The sequence below is a fragment of the Klebsiella sp. A-Nf5 genome, from assembly GCF_002810545.1.
GTDB lineage: Bacteria > Pseudomonadota > Gammaproteobacteria > Enterobacterales > Enterobacteriaceae > Klebsiella > Klebsiella variicola.
On sequence record NZ_PIOG01000268.1, the window covers coordinates 146,753 to 162,885 of the forward strand.

At 55.4% G+C, this 16,133-nt stretch carries 14 protein-coding genes, 2 tRNA genes and 4 other RNA genes; 11 read left to right on the forward strand and 9 right to left on the reverse strand.

What is annotated here, in order from left to right; genetic code table 11:
* Positions 1-94: 94 nt before the first annotated feature.
* On the reverse strand, positions 95-712 hold the full coding sequence (tdk, locus tag CWM53_RS25845; RefSeq protein ID WP_061156354.1) for a thymidine kinase: 618 nt from the start codon (positions 710-712) through the stop codon (positions 95-97).
* A gap of 7 nt (positions 713-719) precedes the next feature.
* Between tdk and CWM53_RS31420 the strand changes: the two genes are divergently transcribed.
* Complete coding sequence (locus CWM53_RS31420) at positions 720-851, forward strand: hypothetical protein (RefSeq protein WP_165785134.1); 132 nt, start codon at positions 720-722, stop codon at positions 849-851.
* A 421-nt stretch (positions 852-1,272) separates the two neighbouring features.
* Positions 1,273-1,680, forward strand: coding sequence for a histone-like nucleoid-structuring protein H-NS (gene hns / locus CWM53_RS25850; RefSeq protein WP_002910103.1), 408 nt, complete (start codon positions 1,273-1,275; stop codon positions 1,678-1,680).
* 141 nt (positions 1,681-1,821) lie between these two features.
* On the opposite strand, the gene galU is transcribed toward hns, so the two are convergent.
* From galU to rssA, 3 genes are all read right to left on the reverse strand, one after another.
* Complete coding sequence (gene galU, locus CWM53_RS25855; protein ID WP_061154205.1) at positions 1,822-2,724, reverse strand: UTP--glucose-1-phosphate uridylyltransferase GalU; 903 nt, start codon at positions 2,722-2,724, stop codon at positions 1,822-1,824.
* A 197-nt stretch (positions 2,725-2,921) separates the two neighbouring features.
* Positions 2,922-3,935, reverse strand: coding sequence for a two-component system response regulator RssB (gene rssB / locus CWM53_RS25860; protein WP_061154204.1), 1,014 nt, complete (start codon positions 3,933-3,935; stop codon positions 2,922-2,924).
* 89 nt (positions 3,936-4,024) lie between these two features.
* Positions 4,025-4,927, reverse strand: coding sequence for a patatin-like phospholipase RssA (gene rssA / locus CWM53_RS25865; RefSeq protein WP_061154203.1), 903 nt, complete (start codon positions 4,925-4,927; stop codon positions 4,025-4,027).
* Positions 4,928-5,039: 112 nt separating this feature from the next.
* On the opposite strand from rssA, the gene CWM53_RS25870 reads away from it, so the two are divergent.
* From CWM53_RS25870 to CWM53_RS25905, 8 genes are all read left to right on the forward strand, one after another.
* Positions 5,040-5,498, forward strand: coding sequence for a YchJ family protein (locus CWM53_RS25870; RefSeq protein ID WP_061154202.1), 459 nt, complete (start codon positions 5,040-5,042; stop codon positions 5,496-5,498).
* A 42-nt stretch (positions 5,499-5,540) separates the two neighbouring features.
* A complete protein-coding gene (purU, locus tag CWM53_RS25875; protein WP_074385533.1) occupies positions 5,541-6,383 on the forward strand; it encodes a formyltetrahydrofolate deformylase in 843 nt (280 codons plus the stop codon).
* A 171-nt stretch (positions 6,384-6,554) separates the two neighbouring features.
* A non-coding RNA gene (locus tag CWM53_RS25880) (RtT sRNA) lies at positions 6,555-6,696 on the forward strand.
* Positions 6,697-6,722: 26 nt separating this feature from the next.
* A tRNA-Tyr gene (locus CWM53_RS25885) sits at positions 6,723-6,807 on the forward strand.
* Between the two features lie 43 nt (positions 6,808-6,850).
* A non-coding RNA gene (locus tag CWM53_RS25890) (RtT sRNA) lies at positions 6,851-6,983 on the forward strand.
* Positions 6,984-7,022: 39 nt separating this feature from the next.
* Positions 7,023-7,107 (forward strand) — tRNA-Tyr (locus CWM53_RS25895).
* 43 nt (positions 7,108-7,150) lie between these two features.
* Positions 7,151-7,282: non-coding RNA, RtT sRNA (locus tag CWM53_RS25900), on the forward strand.
* A gap of 69 nt (positions 7,283-7,351) precedes the next feature.
* A non-coding RNA gene (locus CWM53_RS25905) (RtT sRNA) lies at positions 7,352-7,483 on the forward strand.
* Between the two features lie 183 nt (positions 7,484-7,666).
* On the opposite strand, the gene CWM53_RS25910 is transcribed toward CWM53_RS25905, so the two are convergent.
* Entirely contained in the window at positions 7,667-8,110 is a 444-nt protein-coding gene (locus CWM53_RS25910; RefSeq protein WP_074385532.1) for an Lrp/AsnC family transcriptional regulator, read from the reverse strand.
* Positions 8,111-8,217: 107 nt separating this feature from the next.
* Here CWM53_RS25910 and CWM53_RS25915 point away from each other — a divergent pair, with 107 nt between their 5' ends.
* Positions 8,218-9,114: a DMT family transporter gene (locus CWM53_RS25915; protein WP_012541354.1), complete on the forward strand. Its 897-nt coding sequence runs from the start codon at positions 8,218-8,220 to the stop codon at positions 9,112-9,114.
* Here the strand turns inward: CWM53_RS25915 and narI are convergent.
* From narI to CWM53_RS25935, 4 genes are read right to left on the reverse strand one after another with little or no spacing between them, the layout of a single operon-like run.
* Positions 9,111-9,788 carry a respiratory nitrate reductase subunit gamma gene (narI, locus tag CWM53_RS25920; protein ID WP_100729516.1) on the reverse strand — a complete coding sequence of 226 codons (678 nt, stop codon included), beginning with the start codon at positions 9,786-9,788 and terminating at the stop codon, positions 9,111-9,113. The genes CWM53_RS25915 and narI overlap by 4 nt on opposite strands.
* Positions 9,788-10,498 carry a nitrate reductase molybdenum cofactor assembly chaperone gene (gene narJ, locus CWM53_RS25925; protein ID WP_074385531.1) on the reverse strand — a complete coding sequence of 237 codons (711 nt, stop codon included), beginning with the start codon at positions 10,496-10,498 and terminating at the stop codon, positions 9,788-9,790. The genes narI and narJ overlap by 1 nt, the downstream gene beginning before the upstream one ends.
* Complete coding sequence (gene narH, locus CWM53_RS25930) at positions 10,495-12,030, reverse strand: nitrate reductase subunit beta (RefSeq protein ID WP_100729517.1); 1,536 nt, start codon at positions 12,028-12,030, stop codon at positions 10,495-10,497. The genes narJ and narH overlap by 4 nt, the downstream gene beginning before the upstream one ends.
* Complete coding sequence (locus CWM53_RS25935; protein ID WP_074385529.1) at positions 12,027-15,770, reverse strand: nitrate reductase subunit alpha; 3,744 nt, start codon at positions 15,768-15,770, stop codon at positions 12,027-12,029. The genes narH and CWM53_RS25935 overlap by 4 nt, the downstream gene beginning before the upstream one ends.
* Positions 15,771-16,133 lie beyond the last annotated feature (363 nt).

The window sequence follows — 16,133 nt, forward strand, 5'->3', positions numbered from 1 at the left end:
CTTTTTTTATGCCTGCCTGTAGCCATTCCTGAGCACAAGGCTTCCTGGATATAAAAAAGGCGCCCACAGGCGCCTGTACGAGCTTCTGAGCGGCTCAGCAGGAGTGACGCTGGTTTTGTACCTGGGTTAAAGAACCCACGCTCAACGCCTCTTTATAATGCTTACGACAGACGGAGACATACCGCTCATTGCCACCGATGACGACCTGCTCGCCTTCATTATAAGGTCGCCCCTCTTGATCGAGACGTAGCACCATGCTGGCCTTACGCCCGCAGAAGCAGATAGTTTTCAGCTCCACCAGCTTATCGGACCACGCCAGTAAATACTGGCTTCCGGTAAAGAGCTCGCCGCGAAAATCCGTCCGCAGTCCATAGCAAAGCACCGGAATATCCAGCGTATCGACAACTTCGGACAGCTCATGAACCTGTTCGCGCGTCAGAAACTGGCTTTCGTCCACCAGCACGCAGTGAATCGGCTTGAGCTTGTGCTCTGCCGCAATATCGTTAAAGAGTGACGTCTGCGGATTATACAACCGGGCCGGCGAGGAGAGACCGATACGCGAGCTGACTTTTCCAGCGCCAAAGCGGTCATCTATCTCAGCGGTATAAACGACGGTACGCATCCCCCGCTCCTGGTAATTGTACGAAGATTGCAACAGAGCGGTCGACTTACCTGCATTCATTGCAGAGTAGTAGAAATAAAGTTGTGCCATCGGCTGCGTGACCCCAATCAAAGTGTTTTATCGCGGCGGCGATTGTACCATATTTTATGCGTACAGCCGCCCTTTCAGCAGGGGTATTGTCGCGGCGCTGAAGGGCCTGGAAACAGAAAGGGTTAAGAGGATGAATTGAATTTACAGGGCCATTATTTGTACGCCCCGTTACGCTATCAGCGCGGTAACCATTGTCTTTTCGTGCTTATAGGGCCAGTACCCATGGGCTATAAGCGGTCTTGCGCATTGTTTTATATTAAGGTGCGTAACCAAAAATGCGCTAATACTGACGAGGGCTATTTACCCATGTAAAGGATAATTTTTCTCACCGAACCTCAGAAAAAGCATACGGTCTCAGTGTTTTAGCCAGCCTACCTCTCATGGCTATAAGGAGGAAAGATGTGAAGCAGCACGAGAATTTTAACTTAAATTAATTAATTCCCGCGACAAATAACCAGTAATTTTGAATTCCTTACATTCTCCCCTATTGCACAACGCATTTTATCGCTCTATTATTAGTTCAACAAACCACCCCACAATATAAGTTTGAGATTACTACAATGAGCGAAGCACTTAAAATTTTGAACAACATCCGTACTCTTCGTGCGCAGGCAAGAGAATGCACCCTTGAAACGCTCGAAGAAATGCTGGAAAAATTAGAAGTCGTTGTTAACGAGCGCCGTGAAGAAGAAAACGCCGCCGCGGCAGAAATTGAAGAACGTACGCGTAAGCTGCAGCAATACCGTGAAATGCTGATTGCTGACGGTATTGACCCGAATGAACTGCTGAGCACCATGGCTGCCGTTAAAGCCGGTACCAAAACTAAGCGTGCTGCACGTCCGGCTAAATATAGCTATGTAGACGAAAACGGCGAAACCAAAACCTGGACTGGCCAGGGCCGTACTCCTGCGGTGATCAAAAAAGCAATGGACGAACAAGGTAAATCACTGGACGATTTCCTGATCTAATCTCCGTTGTCGCAATATTAAAAATCCCGCTCCGGCGGGATTTTTTTTGCCCTCAGGCTCGACAAACAAAAACCGGGAGTCGCTGACGCGCTCCCGGTTTCAGGCTTTCAATAGCACTGCGGATTACTTCAGCACTGCGGATTACTTCGTCACCGCGGTTTCCAGCCAGGCTTTAAAATCTTCACCAAGCGTCTTGTGGCGAATGCCATATTCGACAAATGCCTGCATGTAGCCGAGCTTATTGCCGCAGTCATGGCTCTTGCCTTTCATATGATAAGCTTCAACCGTCTCTTTCTCGATCAGCATATCAATTGCGTCAGTCAGCTGAATTTCATCACCGGCGCCCGGAGGGGTCTTCGCCAGCAGCGGCCAAATATCTGCACTGAGGACATAGCGCCCTACTACCGCCAGGTTAGACGGCGCAACGTCAGCTTTTGGCTTCTCGACCACGCCCACCATCGGCACGCTTTCGCCCGGCTTCAGGGATTCACCTTTACAATCGACCACGCCATACGCGGTCACATCCGCGACAGGCTCAACCATGATCTGGCTGGCGCCGGTCTCATCAAAGCGAGAGATCATCTCCGCGAGGTTATCGCGGCTCAGATCGGACTCAAACTCATCCAGAATAACGTCTGGCAGAATAACCGCCACCGGCTCATCACCCACTACCGGATGAGCACAAAGTACCGCGTGGCCAAGGCCTTTCGCCAGGCCCTGGCGAACCTGCATAATTGTCACGTGCGGCGGGCAAATAGACTGCACTTCTTCCAGAAGCTGGCGTTTTACACGTTTTTCCAGCATCGCTTCCAGCTCAAAACTGGTATCGAAATGGTTTTCGATAGAGTTTTTCGACGAGTGCGTTACCAGAACAATTTCAGTAATTCCTGCAGCGATACATTCATTAACAACGTACTGAATTAACGGCTTATCTACCAGCGGCAGCATTTCTTTTGGAATCGCTTTGGTGGCAGGCAGCATCCTGGTGCCTAATCCCGCTACCGGGATAACCGCTTTTCTGACTTTAGAATTAAGGGCAGCCATTGAAATCTCCTGGACTGTTTGTTTTTTAAACTTCTCGTTACAAATAACGTGTCGAGTATATCAGCCAACCGCGTATTCACTGGTCTGAAAAGGTTCCGATAGCCTCGAATTAGGACTTTTACGCATAAAACTGCTCGATGGTACCACCAGTAAAGGGCTACAGGTAATGCCGTCTGCTTAGATATAAACGCAATTGCTCATTCCGCAGACAACATTAAGCGTAAACGCCCTCCGGCCCCCCAAATTTGGCACTGCCATGAGGCGCAGCGCTGGCTAATTTGATTAAGATAGGCATCACCCAGCGTCCCTAAAGGAACGCCATTACTTATCTGAATTTGATGCTCACCGGTATTCAACGTGCCATTGAGGCCTGCTGACACCAGAATTAAATTTTTCAAACCGCTGTGGTAATAACCCACCAGCAAAGGGAACTGACCGGGAAGATTCGCCTGACGCAGCAACTGATTGACCTGTTTTAACAAACTCCCCATTTCAGGTAGCCGTTGCCCCTGATGCGCCAGTTGCTCCTGCAGCAGACTATTGAACAACGCGCGCAGTAATAATGCCGCCAGCACGCCATTATCCCCTGCTCGTGTGACATCCAGACAATAGAAAGCCAAATCATTTTCCGAGAGCGGCGCAATATCGAGCACCAGACCCGGTTTATCTGCCGACACCAGCTGTCGATAATGAATGCGGCAATGCGACATTTCCTGTTGCACTGGAGGTTGCAGCTCCTGCAGCAGCCTCGACGCGGCGGTCGGATTACTGACCAGCGCGTCCCAGTCCTCAAATAAACGCTCTTCCTCTTCCACACGTGAACTAAACATCGCGGGATACAGGCAAGCATAAACGGTTTCACGCAGGCGATCGAAATCTTTCACCGGTTTTAACAGCACATCCTGGACGCCCAGCCGTAACGCTTTGGCAATATCCGCCATGTTTTCGGTGGCGGAAATCATCAGAATCGGCAGCTGCTCGCCGCGGTTACGCAGCGTCTCGACCAGTTCCAGACCGTTCATTCTCGGCATTGAGATGTCGCAAATCATCAGGTCTGGACGCACCTCGGTCATTTTATGCAGGGCATCCATGCCATCTTCCGCCAGCCAGGTTGTTGCTCCCAGCGAGGTCAGCCATCCATGCAAGAGTGAGCGGAAAACGGGTTCGTCTTCAACTATCAGAATCTGTTTCCCCGCCAATGGCTGCGTCATGATATCTCCCCTGGCTGACGATAATTCAATAGTGGCACGCTATTCTCACTATCGCCTGTCAGATTTTACTTAAGTCAGGTACTTGTACGTCAAACCGCTGTACGCACTAAGGGTAATAGTTCATCCATTTTCTTTTCCACGGCCAAATGGCCCGCGGCAATCGCCTCTCCTGCGCGATGGAAGTCGAGCGTCGACACTTGCGGACAGTATGGCTGCAGCAGGATATCCGGCGGGTCACCCGCCATGCGGTTACGTTTAAGACGGTTCTCCAGAACCTGGATAGACGTGGTCATGATCTCCATCGCCGTCGGCGTCACGGCCGTACGACGGGAGCTCATTTGCGTCAACCGCGCGCGCAGACGAGTATGCCATGGGCCCTCCTTCTCTTCGGCTTCCGGCCGCGGCGTTTCGAGGGAGAATAAATCTTGCTGCATGAGATGGGCATCATGTTGCAGGTCAACGGCAATCACGATATCGGCCCCCATTGCCCGCGTCAGCGATACGGGAACCGGGTTGACCACCGCGCCATCGACCAGCCAGTAACCATTATGCCTTACCGGCGCCATCAATCCTGGCATACTGCAGGAGGCTCGAACGGCTAAGTGCAGATCGCCTTCAGTAAACCACAGTTCCCGGCCGGTGCTTAAATTGGTCGCGACGGCAGCAAACCGACGTTCGCAGCGTTCGATATCGGTCACCGGCATGATGCGACGGTAATGATTAAATACCTTTTCACCGCGCAGCAGACCCCCACGTCGCCAGGAGAGGTCCATCAGCTTCAGGACATCCCAGTTGCTGAATGAGCAGATCCATGACTCGAGCGCCGGGAGCCGGTTGCAGGCATACGCCGCCCCTACCAGCGAACCGATAGAGCACCCCGCGACGATATCAATCTCGATACCAGCCTGACGGAGGGCATTGATGACGCCAATGTGCGACCATCCTCGGGCAGCTCCCGCCCCTAACGCCAGACCAATTTTAAGCTTTCTCATTATTACTGATAACTATCCTTCCACTCTGAGCGTGGCAACATTGTCACGGCTCAGTTAACATAAACACCTTTGGCGTTGAAGCGCCGTAACTCTTTCTTCCATGGAGGCAGTCTTGTCGCAATTATGCCCCTGTGGCAGCGCACTGGAGTATAGCTCATGTTGCCAGCGATATCTGTGCGGCGCAGAGCTTGCGCCAGGCCCGTCACAGCTTATGCGCTCCCGCTATAGCGCGTTCGTCATGAAAGACGCCGACTATCTGATTAAAACCTGGCATCCGTCCTGTCAGGCACAGGCGTTTCGCGCCGAACTGGAGAAGGGGTTTAGCCAGACCGAGTGGCTTGGCTTAACCCTGTTCGCCAGTGATGAAGGGCGAGCACCACATGAAGGCTTTGTCAGCTTTGTCGCCCGCTTTAATGACAATAACCGTCCGGGCGCCATTATTGAACGTTCCAGATTCTTAAAAGAAAATGGACAGTGGTACTATATCGACGGGACACGACCGCTGATTGGTCGTAATGACCCCTGCCCTTGCGGCTCAGGTAAAAAATTTAAAAAATGCTGCGGCCAGTAACGCTGCCGTAGCGCTTGCAAACACTACAGGATTTTCCTCGCGATGCATTCATTACAACGTAAAGTACTACGCACTATTTGCCCTGATCAGAAAGGCCTCATCGCGCGTATCACCAATATCTGCTACAAGCATGAACTCAACATTGTGCAGAACAATGAATTTGTTGACCACCGTACCGGTCGTTTCTTTATGCGCACCGAACTGGAAGGCATTTTTAACGACGCTATTCTGCTGGCCGATCTCGACAGCGCCCTGCCTGAAGGCTCTATCCGCGAACTGAATCCGGCAGGCCGTCGCCGCGTGGTCATTCTGGTGACGAAAGAGGCGCACTGCCTCGGCGACCTGCTGATGAAAGCCAACTACGGCGGACTGGATGTCGACATCGCCGCGATTATCGGCAACCATGACACGTTGCGCCCGCTGGTAGAGCGCTTTGGTATTCCGTTTGAGCTGGTCAGCCACGAAGGGTTAAGCCGCGAAGAACACGACAAGCAGATGGGAGATGCCATTGCAGCACATGAGCCGGATTACGTAGTACTGGCCAAATATATGCGCGTCCTCACCCCGGAGTTTGTCGCCCGCTTCCCGAACAAGATCATCAATATTCACCATTCGTTTTTACCGGCGTTTATCGGTGCCCGTCCCTATCATCAGGCCTATGAGCGTGGCGTGAAGATCATTGGCGCCACCGCCCACTACGTGAATGACAATCTGGATGAAGGCCCAATCATCATGCAGGACGTGATTCACGTCGATCATACCTATACCGCAGAAGATATGATGCGCGCCGGGCGCGATGTCGAGAAAAACGTCTTGAGCCGGGCGCTGTATCAGGTACTGGCGCAGCGCGTCTTCGTTTACGGTAACCGGACGATTATTCTTTAATCGACTGAGAAATGAATTGGTTAGCTTTACGGCGTTACGCGTAAAAATCAGGCAACCAGTTTATTTTTGTCAAACGAATGCTTTACAGGGGCGCATCATTTGGTATGATGCGCCCCGCTTCCCGAGAAGGAAGCAGGCCAGTACCAAGCATTACCCCGTGGTGGGGTTCCCGAGCGTTCATTAGGGAGCTGACTGTCAATCTGCAGTCATCGACTTAAAGGTTCGACTCGAGCGCCAGCGAGAGAACGTTGCCAAGGGCAACGGCCCGAAGGGTGAGGAGCTTTAGCTCCGAATAATCCTTCCCTCCTGTTGAATGCATCAGAAGTGAATATTCCCCGTGGTGGGGTTCCCGAGCGGCCAAAGGGAGCAGACTGTAAATCTGCCGTCATCGACTTCGAAGGTTCGAATCCTTCCCCCACCACCATTATTCACTACAGTGATATGGTTTCCCCGACAAGCGTAAACGATGTTTGCACTTAGCGGGAAGGGTAAGAACCTTCGACTAAGGTTCGACTCGAGCGCCAGCGAGAGAACGTTGCCACAGGCAACGGCCCGAAGGGCGAGGAGCGATAGCGACGAGTTATCCTTCCCCCACCACCATTCATTTTGCTGAATAGCCTACAATGTGATTTTACCCCTGGTGGGGTTCCCGAGCGGCCAAAGGGAGCAGACTGTAAATCTGCCGTCATCGACTTCGAAGGTTCGAATCCTTCCCCCACCACCATCTCTTCATGTATTACCCAGCTTACTCCGCCTGCGATACTCTATATTCTGCCCTACGGGGAAGGATGAGAAGCTTTGACCAAGGTTCGACTCGAGCGTAGCGAGAGAACGTTGCCACAGGCAACGGCCCGAAGGGCGAGGCGCTTTAGCGCCAAGTTATCCTTCCCCCACTACTGTTGCACTCTCTTCAGCCACCTGTGCTGCTATCTCCTCGCTCGCGCTTCGCTTAGCGAGGCTACACGCTATATTCTACCCTACGGGGAAGGATGAGAAGCTTCGACTAAGGTTCGACTCGAGCGTAGCGAGAGAACGTTGCCGCAGGCAACGGCCCGAAGGGCGAGGAGCGATAGCGACGAGTTATCCTTCCCCCACTACTGTTGCACTCTCTTCAGCCACCTGTGCTGCTATCTCCTCGCTCGCGCTTCGCTTAGCGAGGCTACACGCTATATTCTGCCCTACGGGTTGTACTGCTACCTCCTCGCTCGCGCTTCGCTTAGCGAGGCTACAGGTGGTGCCGTTTGGTAGCCCGGACAGGTGCGCAGCACCGTCTCCGGGAAAACTCACAGCGGTGGCAACCGCCGTTTTACCGGCGAGCTTTTCACCACCGAGGTGTTACACTGCGCATACTCGGCCAGACCGTCCAGCAGGGTATCCAGCTGGGCAATATCGCGCACCACGAGGCGCATCACGAAACAATCTTCCCCGGTCACTTTGTCACTTTCAATGCATTCCGGCATCGCCTGGATATATTTATCCACTTTCTGCAGCAGCCCAGGCAGCGGCCGGACCCGCACCAGCGCCTGGAGGCTGTAGCCCAGCGCGGCGAGATTCACCTGCGCCCCATAGCCCTGAATGACGCCTCGCTCCTCCAGGCGCTTCACCCGCTCGGCCGTGCTCGGCGAGGTCAGCCCCACTCGCGCGCTTAATACCTTTAGCGAGACTCTGGCATCCTGAGTCAGGCAAGTGAGGATCGCCCGGTCAATTTCATCAAGTACGTCATTCATGTTTTTCACCTAATTATAAAAGGCATTCGCCTCTTTCTACCTTAATTCAGCCATATCACCCTGTCAGGGTTTTTCGCACAATAACTGAAAAATGGTGGAGGTGAAAAATGCAACTTACCCGCGGCGTCTGGCAAATGAGCCTGGCAATGATAATCTCCGGCTCGATCGGCGCGTTCGTGCTGCTCTCTGGTTTGCCGGTGATGGATGTGGTGTTCTGGCGCTGCCTGATTGGCGCGCTAACCTTGCTGGTGTTTATCGTGTTAAGCGGCCAGCCCTTCAGCCGGCTAACGCGTTTCACTCTCGCTCTGGCGGTGATTGGCGGCGCGGCGCTGGTCGTCAACTGGCTGCTGCTGTTTGCCGCCTATTCGCGGATCTCAATCGGTATGGCCACCGTGGTCTATAACACCCAGCCGTTTATGCTGGTACTGATGGGGATGGTGCTGGGGGAACGGGTCAGCGCCGTGAAATGGGGATGGCTACTGCTGGCCTTTGGCGGCGTAGTGATCCTGTTGTCAAGCGAGCTGACGTCCGCGCATGGAGAGGGGCTCACTACCGGCGTTTTGCTGGCGCTGGGCGCGGCATTCTTCTATGCCCTGACCGCCATCATCGCGCGCAAACTGCATCCGCTCCCCGCACAGCATATCGCCTTCATTCAGGTTCTCGTTGGCGTCGTGATGCTGCTGCCGCTGGTGCATGCCCCCGAATGGACGGCCAGCTTCCCCTGGCGCTACCTGCTGATCCTCGGCATCGTCCATACCGGGATCATGTATCAGCTTTTATATAGCGCGATACAGAAACTGCCGACGCCCATTACCGGTTCGCTCTCCTTTATTTATCCGCTGGTGGCAATGGTGGTCGACTATCTGGTCTTCCACCATGCGTTGACCCCTGTGCAGTTGATTGGCGGGATGCTTATTCTGTTTGCCGCCGCAGGTAATAACCTCGGCTGGGGCGAAAAAAAACCCCGCCGTGGCGGGGTCAGTGAGCAGTCGCGGGCCAGTTAGCGACGGGCGCGGACAATCTGGTATTTGCGCGTCAGATATTCGACCGGCGCGCTCCAGATATGAACCAGACGGGAGAACGGGAACAGCAGGAACAGCGTCATCCCCAGCACCAGGTGAACGCGGAAAATAAACGCCACGCCATCCAGATGCTGTGATGCACCGCCGTGGAACGTCACCACCGACTGCGCCCAGCCAACCAGCTTCATCATTTCACTGCCGTCCATATGCTGTGCTGAGAATGGGATCGTCAGCAGGCCGAGCGCACACTGCACCATCAGCAACGAAAGGATCAGAATATCCGCTCCGGTGGTGGTGGCGCGAACGCGCGGGCTGAGCAGGCGACGCTTGAGCAGCAGTAACCCGCCCACCAGGGTCATCACGCCGCAGGCGCCGCCGGCGATCATCGCCATCTTCTGCTTGACGTCGATCGGCAGAAAGGACTCATACATCCAGTGCGGGGTCAGCATACCGAGGAAGTGGCCGGCGAAAATACCCAGGATGCCGATATGGAACAGGTTCGATGCCAGGTTCATCCCCTTACGGTCCAGCATCTGGCTGGAGGCGGCGCGCCAGGTGTACTGGCCATAGTCATAGCGCAACCAGCTGCCCATCAGAAACACCGAGCCCGCAATGTACGGATAAATGTCAAAGAAGAACATATTCAGGAAGTGCATTATTGCTGTCCTCCGTTAGAGATATTCAGATATTGCGGGGCCACGGCTCCGGCAAAACGACGCTGGTGAGCGGAGATCTCCGACTCGCCGCAGCCCTGGTCGGCAAAGAATTTGACCTGTTCTTCTTCCCAGACTGCGTCCAGCGCCTGCGGCGTATCGTCGCGCGCCTCGTCGGCAATCTTCTCCGCCACCTTCTGACTGTCGACATGGGTATTGGCCAGCTTCAGCAACAGCTCGAACAGCACCGCATAGCGACTTTCGCGCTGCTGCAAGCGTGCGCTGAGCAAGCCGAGGATCGGCGCAACGTCCCGCAGGCCGCCGAGCGCTTCCTCTTCCGGCAGTTGCGCCAGATACTCCAGATACAGCGGCAGGTGATCCGGCAGCTCATGGCTATCCAGCAGCAGACCGTGGCGCTCATACTGCGCCATCAGGTCCACCATCGCCTGCCCGCGGTCGCGGGATTCGCCGTGCACGTGTTCAAACAGCAGCAGCGAGGTAGCGCGGCCGCGGTCAAACAGTTCGCTATACGCCGACTGGGCGTCCAGCGGATCCTGAGCCACTAGATCGCGCAGGAAAACGCCCAGCGCGTGGGCATCCTCTTTGCTGAGTTTCTCTGATGACGCGAGCGCCTCGAACATCTCTTGCTGATGCTGCCATAAGGCAGCGTCAGGGTATTCGAGCAGACGCGACATAATCACGAGTTCAATCATGCGTGCGGCTCCGTTTTGCTGGTGACGTCGATAGCGTCGATGCGACGGCTGTTGAACAGGTTGAACTGGCTATCAGAGCCGTGGCAACCATCGCCGAAGGTAAAGCCGCAGCCGCTCTTATCCGGGAAGGCATCGCGAGCCTGTTCACGATGGCTGCTCGGCACCACGAAACGATCTTCATAGTTAGCGATGGCCAGATAGCGGTACATCTCCTGGGCCTGTGCTTCGCTCAGCCCCACCTCTTCCAGCGCGCGGGTATCGACGACGCCGTCAACGGTTTCCGCACGCTTATAATGACGCATCGCCAGCATGCGTTTCAGGGCCAGCAGGACCGGCTGGGTATCGCCCGCGGTCAGCAGGTTCGCCAGATATTGCACCGGAATACGCAGGCTTTCCACGTCCGGCAGAATACCGTTGCTACCCAATTCGCCAGCGTCCGCAGCCGACTGAATTGGCGACAGCGGCGGCACGTACCAGACCATTGGCAGGGTGCGATATTCCGGGTGCAGCGGCAGGGCCAGCTTCCAGTCCATCGCCATTTTGTAGACCGGCGACTGCTGCGCGGCCTCAATAACGCCCTGCGGAACGCCATCTTTTGACGCCTGTTCAATCACTTTCGGATCGTTTGGATCGAGGAATACGTCCAGCTGGCGCTGATACAGATCTTTCTCGTTCTCGGTGCTGGCGGCGTTTTCAATCGCGTCCGCGTCGTACAGCAGGACCCCGAGATAGCGGATACGGCCCACGCAGGTTTCGGAGCACACCGTCGGCATTCCGGATTCAATACGCGGGTAACAGAAGATGCATTTCTCGGACTTCCCGCTCTTCCAGTTGAAATAGATCTTCTTGTACGGGCAGCCGGTGATACACATCCGCCAGCCGCGGCACTTGTCCTGGTCGATCAGCACGATGCCGTCTTCTTCACGCTTATAGATGGCGCCACTCGGGCAGGTCGCGACGCAGGCCGGGTTCAGGCAGTGCTCGCACAAGCGCGGCAGATACATCATGAAGGTGTTTTCGAACTGACCGTACATCGCCTTCTGCATGTTGTCGAAGTTCTGATCTTTGGCGCGTTTTTCGAACTCGCCGCCGAGGATCTCTTCCCAGTTCGGACCGCTGGTGATCTTGTCCATCCGCTGGCCGGTGATCAGCGAGCGCGGACGAGCAATCGGCTGATGCTTGCTTTCCGGCGCGTTATGCAGATTCTGGTAGTCATAATCAAACGGCTCGTAGTAATCATCGATCCCCGGCAGATGTGGGTTGGCGAAGATTTTACCCAGCAGCATCGCGCGGTTGCCCATGCGCGGCTGCAGTTTACCGTTGATTTTGCGGATCCAGCCGCCCTTCCATTTTTCCTGGTTTTCCCAGTCGTTCGGGAAGCCAACGCCAGGTTTGCTCTCCACGTTGTTGAACCAGGCGTATTCCATCCCTTCCCGGCTGGTCCAGACGTTTTTACAGGTCACCGAACAGGTATGGCAGCCGATGCACTTATCGAGATTCAGCACCATGCCGACTTGTGAACGAATTTTCATTTTACGCTCTCCTGTACCTGGTCGTTGCCTTCGCCGTCTAACCAGTTAATGTTCTTCATCTTACGTACCACTACAAACTCATCGCGGTTGGAGCCGACGGTACCGTAGTAGTTAAAGCCATAGGCCAGGTGGCCGTAGCCGCCGATCATGTGGGTCGGTTTTGGCGTAATACGGGTGACGGAGTTGTGGATCCCCCCGCGCTGACCGGTGATTTCAGAGCCCGGCAGGTTCACGATGCGTTCCTGGGCGTGATACATCATGGTCATCCCGGCCGGTACACGCTGGCTCACCACCGCGCGCGCCGTCAGGGCGCCGTTGGCGTTAAACACTTCGATCCAGTCGTTATCTTCGATACCCAGATCTTTCGCATCCGCTTCGCTCATCCAGACGATCGGCCCGCCGCGCGACAGGGTCAGCATCAGCAGGTTATCGCTGTAGGTCGAGTGGATACCCCATTTCTGGTGCGGGGTCAGGAAGTTCAGCGCCTTCTCCGGGTTGCCGTTGGACTTCTCGCCCATCACCGCTTTCACCGAACGGGTGTCGATCGGCGGACGATAGACCAGCAGGCTTTCGCCAAAGTCGCGCATCCACTGATGATCCTGATACAGCGACTGACGGCCGGACAGCGTACGCCACGGGATCAGCTCGTGAACGTTGGTGTAGCCGGCGTTATAGGAGACATGCTCGTCTTCCAGGCCAGACCAGGTCGGGCTGGAGATAATCTTCCGCGGCTGCGCCTGAATATCGCGGAAGCGGATCTTCTCATCTTCTTTGTTCAGCGCCAGGTGCGCGTGCTCGCGACCGGTGATCTCGCTCAGCGCTTTCCACGCCTTCACCGCCACCTGACCGTTGGTCTCCGGCGCCAGGGTGAGGATCATTTCCGCGGCGTCGATGGCCGTTTCCAGCTTCGGCTGGCCTTTCGCCGGGCCTTCCGCCTTGGTGTAGTTGAGCTTACGCAGCAGATCCATCTCGCTCTGGGTGTTCCAGGCGATGCCTTTCCCGCCGTTACCGATGGTTTCCAGCAGCGGGCCGATCGAGGTGAAACGTTCGTAAGTCGCCGGGTAATCACGCTCCACCGGAATAATATGCGGCGCGGTTTTCCCTGGGATCAGGTCGCATTCGCCTTTTTTCCAGTCTTTCACGTCAAACGGCTGCGCCATTTCCGCGGCGGAATCGTGTTGAATCGGCAGTGTAACGACGTCGGTTTCTTTGCCGAGGTGGCCGACGCAGACTTCAGAGAATTTCTTCGCGATACCTTTATAGATATCCCAGTCGCTTTTTGATTCCCAGGCCGGGTCAACGGCGGCCGACAGCGGGTGAATAAACGGATGCATGTCCGAAGTATTCATGTCGTCTTTTTCGTACCAGGTGGCGGTCGGCAGCACGATGTCGGAATAGAGACAGGTGCTCGACAGACGGAAGTCGAGGGTCACCACCAGATCCAGTTTGCCGTCGAGGCCGTTATCCCGCCATTCGACTTCTTCCGGCTTCACGCCGCCCTGCTTGCCAAGGTCTTTGCCCTGAATGCCGTTCTCGGTACCCAGCAGGTACTTGAGCATATATTCATGGCCTTTACCGGAGGAGCCGAGCAGGTTGGAGCGCCAGATAAACAGGTTACGCGGGTGGTTTTTGCCGTTTTCCGGCTGCTCGGCCGCAAAGCGAATCGAGCCCTCTTGCAACGACTTCACGGTGTAATCGACCGGGGTCATGCCGGCTTTTTTCGCTTCATCAGCGATACGCAGCGGGTTCACCCCTAACTGCGGCGCCGACGGCAGCCAGCCCATGCGCTCTGCGCGCACGTTAAAGTCGATCAGGTGGCCGCTGTAACGGGATTTATCCGCCATCGGCGACAGCAGTTCCTGCGCAGTCACAGTTTCATAGCGCCACTGACTGGAGTGGTTATAGAAGTACGAAGTACTGTTCATGTGGCGTGCCGGACGCTGCCAGTCGAGGGCGAACGCCAGCGGCTGCCAGCCGGTCTGCGGACGCAGTTTTTCCTGGCCCACATAGTGCGCCCAACCGCCGCCGCTCTGACCGACGCAGCCGCAGAAGATCAGCATATTGATCAGACCGCGGTAGTTCATGTCGAGGTGGAACCAGTGGTTGAGGCCCGCCCCGACGATAATCATCGAGCGACCGTGGGTCTTATCGGCGTTATCGGCAAATTCGCGTGCAGTGCGGATGATATGCGCGCGGGAGACGCCGGTGATCTTCTCCGCCCAGGCCGGGGTGTAGGCTTTCACTTCATCGTAGCCGGTGGCGCAGTTATCATCGTTCAGACCGCGTTCCAGGCCGTAGTTCGCCATGGTCAGATCGTAAACGGTGGTCACCAGCGCGGTGGAACCATCGGCCAGTTGCAGGCGTTTTACCGGCAGTTTGTGCAGCAGAATGTTTTCGAGGTCGACTTTGTTGAAATGCTCAGAACCTTCGCCGCCGAAGTACGGGAAGCCGACGTTCGCGACCTCGTCATGGCTACCCAGCAGGCTCAGACGCAGCTCAATCTCTTCGCCAGTTTTACCGTCGCGCTGTTCGAGGTTCCATTTGCCTTTGTCGCCCCAGCGGAATCCGAGGGAACCGTTCGGTACGGTCATGTCGCCCTTCTCGTCAAAGGCAACGGTTTTCCATTCCGGATTGTTTTCCTGACCAAGGGAATCCACGAGGTCGGCCGCGCGCAGCGTGCGGCCGGCGGCGTAATAACCGTCGCGCTCCTCAAGCATCACCAGCATCGGCATGTCGGTATAGCGGCGCACATAATCGGTGAAGTACTGGCTCGGCTTATCGAGATGGAACTCGCGCAGCATCACATGGCCCATCGCCAGCGCCATCGCGGCATCGGTACCCTGCTTCGGCGCCAGCCACAGATCGCAGAGTTTGGCGATTTCGGCGTAGTCCGGAGTGATCGCCACGGTTTTGGTGCCTTTGTAGCGGACTTCGGTAAAGAAGTGGGCATCCGGGGTACGGGTCTGCGGCACGTTGGAGCCCCAGGCGATAATGTAGCTGGAGTTATACCAGTCCGCCGATTCGGGGACGTCGGTCTGTTCGCCCCAGGTCATCGGCGAAGCTGGCGGCAGGTCGCAGTACCAGTCGTAGAAGCTCAGGCAGGTGCCGCCGATCAGCGACAGATAACGGGCGCCGGAAGCGTAGGAGACCATCGACATCGCCGGGATCGGCGAGAAGCCGGCCACGCGGTCCGGACCGTAAGTTTTCACGGTATAGACGTTGGAGGCGGCAATCAGCTCATTCACTTCCTGCCAGGAGGAGCGGACAAACCCGCCGCGACCGCGAGCCTGTTTGAAGCTTTTGGCTTTGTCGGCGTCTTCAATAATCGAGGCCCATGCCTCAACCGGATCGCTATGCTGCACTTTCGCTTCCCGCCACATCTTCATCAGACGTTTACGCATCAGCGGATATTTCAGGCGGTTAGCGCTGTACAGATACCAGGAGTAGCTGGCGCCGCGCGGGCAGCCGCGTGGTTCGTGGTTTGGCAGGTCCGGACGGGTGCGCGGGTAGTCAGTCTGCTGCGTTTCCCAGGTCACCAGACCGTTTTTCACATAAATCTTCCAGCTGCATGAGCCGGTGCAGTTGACACCGTGAGTGGAACGCACAATTTTGTCATGCTGCCAACGTTGACGGTATCCATCCTCCCAGTCCCGGTTGGTGTTTAGAAGCTGGCCGTGCCCATCGGCAAAGGTTTCACCCTTCTGTTTGAAGTAGCGAAACCGGTCCAGGAATTTACTCATCGGGTTTCTCCTGATATGGAGCCTGACGGCTCTCTGATAAATCGACATTGCTGGATTTGCAGCGAAGGTAACGCTATGAAAGAGGGCGAGAATTGATGGCGATCAATCCGGACTGGCTTGCTAAAGCGGAGGGAAACTGCAATTACCACCAAGGTGGTAGGAAACTCAATTTTTTAACTTAATGTTTTTTAATGTTTTTTAACGAAAAATGGGTCGCCTGGCTCGAGATTGTTCACCGGGGAGGTATTAAGGGGTAGAGCGGTGACGCTGGCAAGCCGTCCCTTCCCGGCTCAGTGGCCAAAACGAATAAAACCGCCCATTAGTATGTTGTAACTAATTAAGCCAGTAAAAAAAGGCGCCTCC